Origin of the sequence: Methylobacterium sp. CCH5-D2 (genome assembly GCF_001556475.1) — a bacterium.
Taxonomy (GTDB): domain Bacteria; phylum Pseudomonadota; class Alphaproteobacteria; order Rhizobiales; family Beijerinckiaceae; genus Methylobacterium; species Methylobacterium hispanicum.
The window spans coordinates 43,853-50,028 of record NZ_LSIX01000996.1 but is presented as its reverse complement, the minus strand read 5'-3'; the positions used below and the strand labels follow the sequence as shown (position 1 = coordinate 50,028).

The window sequence follows — 6,176 nt, the reverse complement described above, 5'->3', positions numbered from 1 at the left end:
CCTGCTCGCCCTCCCGCCCGCTCTCAAGCGCCACGCCCCGGATCTCGTCGGCAGACTCGACGATCCCCTCGGTCAGGCTGAACCCGTAGGCGAAATCCTCGAGGTCGGCCGGCGTCGTCATCATCACCGCGTAGGGCACGCTGCCGTAGACGAGGTTGACCGGCGTCTCGACGGCGAGGGCCCGGCTGTCCGCCCGCGGCTCGGCCTCCCGGTAGGCGACGACCCGCGTCGGCACCCGCACGGCCGGCTCCGGCAGGCCCGCTCCGTTCCCCGCGACATCGTGCCCAGACATCGGCAACCTGCAGCTTCTCGCGGCCTCGACGGCCATCGGGGCCCCTCCTACACCAACCCGCCCGGCGAGCGAGGGTGGCGGGCGCGGATTTGCGACGCGCAGGGTGCGGGAAAGCGCGCGATGCGACGCTTGTACGGTTGCGCCTTGCACGCCCATGTGATCTGACACCGCGATCGGAAACCCCGGCCTCACGGCCGTCGGGGCCGCGAAGTCGGTTGCGCGCTAGCCGGAGATAGGGTCTCGCGCGGCCAAGAAGAAGAGTCTCCGAGGGGAGCTAAGGGAGCCACATGCGGACGGCGCGGACGAAAACACCATTCTTGTCGGGGGTGGCCGCGCTCGGCGCCCTCCTCGTGACGTCCTCCCAGACCTTCGCTGCGGGTGTCGGCCAGCCGGTGCCGTGGCAGATGGACCGTCAGGTCGCGGTCACGGAGAACGCGCGCGACATTCACAGCTTCGAGCACGGGATGCACTGGCTCTCGCTCGGCATCTCGCTCTTCGTTCTGGGCCTGATCCTCTGGTGCATCTTCCGCTTCGGCGAGAAGCGCAACCCGACGCCCTCGAAGACCACCCACAATACCGCCATCGAGATCGCCTGGACGATCGTCCCGGTCCTGATCCTGGTCGCCGTCGCGATCCCCTCGTTCCGCCTGCTGCGCACGCAGCTCTCGGACCCGAAGGCCGACGTGATGATCAAGGTCATCGGTCACGCCTGGTACTGGTCCTACGAGTATCCGCAGACCGACCAGGGCGGCGGCTTCACCTTCGACGCCAACCTCGACGAGGACAAGCAGCCGAAGCTGCTCGCCACCGACAACGACATGGTCGTGCCGGTGAACAAGGTGGTGAAGATCCAGGTCACCTCGACCGACGTGCTGCACTCCTGGGCGCTGCCCTCCTTCGGCTTCAAGATCGACGCGATCACGGGCCGCCTGAACCAGGCCTGGTTCAAGGCCGACAAGGAGGGCACCTACCACGGCCAGTGCTCCGAACTCTGCGGCCAGCGCCACGCCTACATGCCGATCACCGTGCGGGTGGTGAGCGAGGAGGCCTACGCCCAGTGGCTCACCGAGGCGAAGACCAAGTACGCCCGCCTCGACGACGGTGCGAGGCTCGCCGACGCGCGCTGAGCGCCCTTTCCGGGCCGGCGCCCCTCGGGGCTCCGGCTCGGCTCACCGCGAGACAATCAGAGAGAAACGCACAAGGCTCTTCGATCCATGGCAACAGCCGCTGCACACGGGGCGCACGACGCCCACGACGACCATAAGCCGAGCTTCTTCGCCCGCTGGTTCCTGTCGACCAACCACAAGGACATCGGCACGCTCTACCTGCTCTTCGCCTTCTGCGCGGGCATGGTCGGGGCGTTCCTCTCCTTCGGCATCCGCATGGAGATGGAGGAGCCCGGGCTCCAGTATTTCTCCAACCCGGCCACCTACAACGTGTTCGTGACCGGCCACGGCCTCATCATGGTGTTCTTCATGGTGATGCCGGCCCTCATCGGCGGCTTCGGCAACTGGTTCGTGCCCCTCATGATCGGCGCGCCCGACATGGCGTTCCCGCGCATGAACAACATCTCGTTCTGGCTGACCTTCGCGGGCTTCCTGAGCCTCGTCTGCTCCCTCTTCGTCGAGGGCGCACCGGGCGCGCAGGGCGCGGGCACCGGCTGGACCGTCTACCCGCCGCTCTCGGCCGCCGGCCATCCCGGCCCCGCCGTCGACTTCGCGATCTTCGCCCTGCACCTCTCGGGCGCGGGCTCGATCCTGGGCGCCATCAACTTCATCACGACCATCCTCAACATGCGCGCCCCCGGCATGACGCTGCACAAGATGCCGCTCTTCGCCTGGGCCGAGCTGGTGACCGCGTTCCTGCTGCTCCTGTCGCTCCCGGTGCTCGCCGGCGCGATCACGATGCTGCTCACCGACCGCAACTTCGGCACGACCTTCTTCGACCCGGCCGGCGGCGGTGACCCGATCCTCTGGCAGCACCTGTTCTGGTTCTTCGGTCACCCCGAAGTGTACATCATGATCCTGCCGGCCTTCGGCATCGTCTCGCACATCATCGCCACGTTCTCGCGCAAGCCGGTCTTCGGCTACCTCGCGATGGCCTACGCGATGGTCGCGATCGGCGTCGTCGGCTTCGTCGTGTGGGCCCACCACATGTACACGGTCGGCCTCTCGCTCCAGACGCAGTCCTACTTCGTGTTCGCCACGATGGTGATCGCGGTGCCCACCGGCGTGAAGATCTTCTCCTGGATCGCCACGATGTGGGGCGGCTCCATCCGCTTCACCGCCGCGATGCACTGGGCGATCGGCTTCATCTTCCTGTTCACCGTCGGCGGCGTCACCGGCGTCGTCCTGGCGAACTCGTCGATCGACAAGTACCTGCACGACACCTACTACGTCGTGGCGCACTTCCACTACGTGCTCTCGCTCGGCGCCGTGTTCATCATCTTCGCCGGTGTCTACTACTGGTTCCCGAAGATGACCGGTCGCATCATCCCCGAATGGGCCGGCAAGCTGCACTTCTGGCTGGCCTTCATCGGCGCGAACGTCCTGTTCTTCCCGATGCACTTCCTGGGTCTGGCCGGCATGCCGCGTCGTTACGCCGACTACCCGGAGGCGTTCGCGGGCTGGCACAAGGTCTCGACCTACGGCGGCCACATCTTCGCGCTCGGCATGTTCGTGTTCGTGATCGGCGTGGTCCTGGCCTTCCGCTCGAAGGTGCGCGCCGCGGACAACCCGTGGGGCGAGGGTGCGACGACGCTGGAATGGACCCTGTCCTCGCCGCCGCCCTTCCACCAGTTCGAGACCCTGCCCCGCATCGTGGACGAGCCGGGCCACCACTGAGGACGGATCGGTCCGGGATATGCTTCCCGGACCGCGCGGGGACCGCGACAGCGGCCCCCGCCCTTCCCCGGGCGCCGTCGCGCGGCGCCCCGGAAAGGGCGAGATCTCCCGGTAGCGGGCCGCATCGGGCCCACGGGCTTGGAATTGTTCCGTTTCGCCTTTACCGCCGCCATGACGGCCGGCGCGCCAGAGCCAGTGATGTCGATGACGAGTCTGACCAACTCCCTGCCCGCCGAGCGCGAGGCTTTCGCTCCGGCGGTCGGCGGCGACGTGCCGGACTACTTCGCCCTGCTGAAGCCGCGGGTGATGGTTCTGGTGATCTTCACCGCGCTCGTCGGCATGGTGGTCTCGCCGCACGGCCACGTCTCGCCGGTGATCGGGGCGATCTCGCTGCTGATGATCGCGATCGGCGCCGGGGCGTCGGGCTGCCTCAACATGTGGTGGGACGCCGACATCGACGCGGTGATGACCCGCACCGCCAAGCGCCCGATCCCGGACGGGCGCATCCGGCCGAACGAGGCACTGGCCTTCGGCCTGTTCCTCTCGGTCGGCTCGACGCTGATCCTCGGGCTCGCGGCGAACTGGCTGGCCGCCGGGCTCCTGGCCTTCACCATCGTGTTCTACGCGGTGATCTACTCGATGTGGCTGAAGCGGGCGACCGCGCAGAACATCGTCATCGGCGGCGCCGCGGGCGCCCTCCCCCCGGTGATCGGTCAGGCGGTGGTCTCGGGGACGGTGGGCATCGAGTCGCTCGTGCTCTTCGCCATCATCTTCATCTGGACGCCCCCGCACTTCTGGGCGCTCGCCCTGGTGAAGGCCGGCGAGTACGCCAAGGCCGGCATCCCGATGATGCCGAACGTGGCCGGGCCCGAATCCACCCGCCGCCAGATCGTCTGGTACACGGTGCTGCTCGCCCCCCTCGGCCTCGTGCCGGTCGCCCTCGGATTCGGCGGCCTGCTCTACGCGGTGATCGGCGTGCTGGGCGGCCTCGGCATGCTGGCCTTCAGCGTGCAGGTGCTGCGCAACCGCGAGGGCGAGGCCGAGAAGCGCGCCGCCATGGGCATGTTCGGCTTCTCGATCCTCTACCTCTTCCTGCTCTTCGCCGCGCTGCTTGCCGAGCAGAGCCTGGGGCTGTTCCGGCCGCTGGTGGCCTGATTGACCATGATGGATCCCAAGGTCGAGTACCGTCCCCTCACGCCGGAGGAGGAGGCGCGCCGCCGCAAGCGCTCGGTGGCGATCGCGCTCGCGCTCGGCGCGATGGTTCTGCTGTTCTTCGTGCTGACCATCGCCAAGCTCGGGCCCCAGATCATGAGCCGGCCCCTCTGATCCGGTGAGGCAGGGATGACGAACGCGCCGCAGAACCGGAAACTGGGCCGCACCGCCCTCGCCTGCGCGGGCTTCGCGGCGGGCATGCTCGGCCTCGCCTTCGCCTCGGTGCCGCTCTACGACGCCTTCTGCAAGGCGACCGGCTACGGCGGCACCCCGCGCCAGGGGCCGGTGCCGACCGCGGTCGCGGCCAAGCCCGGCGATGCCATGCTGGTCCGCTTCGACACCAACGTCGCGCCCGGCCTCGGCTGGAAGTTCCGCGCCGAGAGAGGCGGCGTCGAGGCCCCGCTCGGCGAGACCCAGACCGTGTTCTTCCACGTGAAGAACACCGGGCCGACCGCGACCACGGGGGTTGCCACCTTCAACGTGCAGCCCGAGCTGATGGGCGGCTACTTCGTGAAGGTCGAGTGCTTCTGCTTCAAGGAGCAGACGCTCCAGCCCGGCGAGACGCTCGACGTGCCGGTGGTGTTCTACATCGACCCGGCCGTGCGGGCGGATTCCAACACCGCCGCGCTATCCGAGATGACCTTGTCCTACACCTACTTCGCCTCGAAGAACGGGCAGCCGGTCACCGCCGCGCTCGACCGGGGCGGGACGGTGCCGGGACGGGGGAATTTCTAGGCCCCGCGGCGGCGCCAAGCGTGACAACAGCCGCGCCCGTCCAGTATGGGTGCGGCCAGGGTTTTGAGACGAGCTTCGACGGGGCGGCACAGGCCCCGCGATCGTGAGGGCAGGACCCGCGGCCGGCGACGGCGCGGTCCCAAGGGGTCAGGAGAAACGTTCCGATGGCAGAGGCGCACGCCAAGAACCACGATTTCCACATCCTGGCGCCCAGTCCGTGGCCGCTGCTGGGTGCGATGTCGGGCTTCGTGATGACCACGGGCGCCGTGTTCTGGATGAAGAGCATCCAGTTCGGCACCCTCACCCCCGGGCCCTACGTGTTCGGCGCCGGGCTGCTCGGCGTGCTCTACACCATGTTCGCGTGGTGGAGCGACGTGGTGAAGGAGGCCAATTCCGGCGACCACACCCGCGTGGTGCAGCTCCATCACCGCTACGGCATGATCATGTTCATCGCCTCCGAGGTGATGTTCTTCGTGGCGTGGTTCTGGGCCTATTTCGAGGCCGCGCTCTACACCGCCGACCCGATCCAGGCCTCGCGCGTGGAGTTCACCGGCGGCACCTGGCCGCCGAAGGGCATCGAGGCCTTCGATCCCTGGCACCTGCCGCTGCTCAACACGCTGATCCTGTTGACCTCCGGCACCACCATCACCTGGGCCCACCACGCCCTGCTGCACGGCGACCGCAAGGGCCTGAAGCTCGGCCTGCTGCTCACCGTGATCCTCGGCGTGCTCTTCACCGCCTGCCAGGCCTACGAGTACCACCACGCCGCCTTCGGCTTCTCGGGCAGCATCTACTCGTCGACCTTCTTCATGGCGACGGGCTTCCACGGCGCGCACGTCATCATCGGCACGGTCTTCCTGATCGTCTGCCTGCTGCGCGCCAACGCCGGCCAGTTCACCACCCAGCAGCATCTCGGCTTCGAGTTCGCCGCCTGGTACTGGCACTTCGTCGACGTGGTCTGGCTGTTCCTCTTCGCCGCGATCTACGTCTGGGGCGCGGGCGCCGGCCACGGCGCGCACTGAGGACCGGCCGCCGCGCTCCGCGCATGGCGGCGATGCGAAGGGCGGCTCCGGCCGCCCTTTTTCATGCGCGCG

General features: G+C 68.2%; 7 protein-coding genes. 6 read left to right on the top strand and 1 reads right to left on the bottom strand.

Annotated features, from left to right (window positions below; translation table 11 throughout):
- Positions 1-292: formate dehydrogenase accessory sulfurtransferase FdhD (locus AX737_RS27105; protein ID WP_197430734.1), on the bottom strand; the 292-nt coding region annotated here is incomplete at its 3' end.
- Positions 293-579: 287 nt separating this feature from the next.
- Here AX737_RS27105 and coxB point away from each other — a divergent pair.
- The 6 genes from coxB (at position 580) to AX737_RS27080 (ending at position 6,104) form a co-directional block, all read left to right on the top strand.
- Entirely contained in the window at positions 580-1,419 is an 840-nt protein-coding gene (gene coxB, locus AX737_RS27100; RefSeq protein WP_066926901.1) for a cytochrome c oxidase subunit II, read from the top strand.
- An 87-nt stretch (positions 1,420-1,506) separates the two neighbouring features.
- Complete coding sequence (ctaD, locus tag AX737_RS27095) at positions 1,507-3,135, top strand: cytochrome c oxidase subunit I (protein ID WP_066926899.1); 1,629 nt, start codon at positions 1,507-1,509, stop codon at positions 3,133-3,135.
- A 204-nt stretch (positions 3,136-3,339) separates the two neighbouring features.
- Entirely contained in the window at positions 3,340-4,290 is a 951-nt protein-coding gene (locus tag AX737_RS27090) for a heme o synthase (RefSeq protein ID WP_066926908.1), read from the top strand.
- 6 nt (positions 4,291-4,296) lie between these two features.
- A complete protein-coding gene (locus AX737_RS34935; protein WP_197430733.1) occupies positions 4,297-4,461 on the top strand; it encodes a hypothetical protein in 165 nt (54 codons plus the stop codon).
- A 15-nt stretch (positions 4,462-4,476) separates the two neighbouring features.
- Positions 4,477-5,082: a cytochrome c oxidase assembly protein gene (locus AX737_RS27085; protein ID WP_066926897.1), complete on the top strand. Its 606-nt coding sequence runs from the start codon at positions 4,477-4,479 to the stop codon at positions 5,080-5,082.
- Positions 5,083-5,246: 164 nt separating this feature from the next.
- Positions 5,247-6,104, top strand: a complete 858-nt coding sequence (locus tag AX737_RS27080) for a cytochrome c oxidase subunit 3 (protein WP_066926895.1) — start codon at positions 5,247-5,249, stop codon at positions 6,102-6,104.
- The last annotated feature ends 72 nt before the right edge of the window (positions 6,105-6,176 follow it).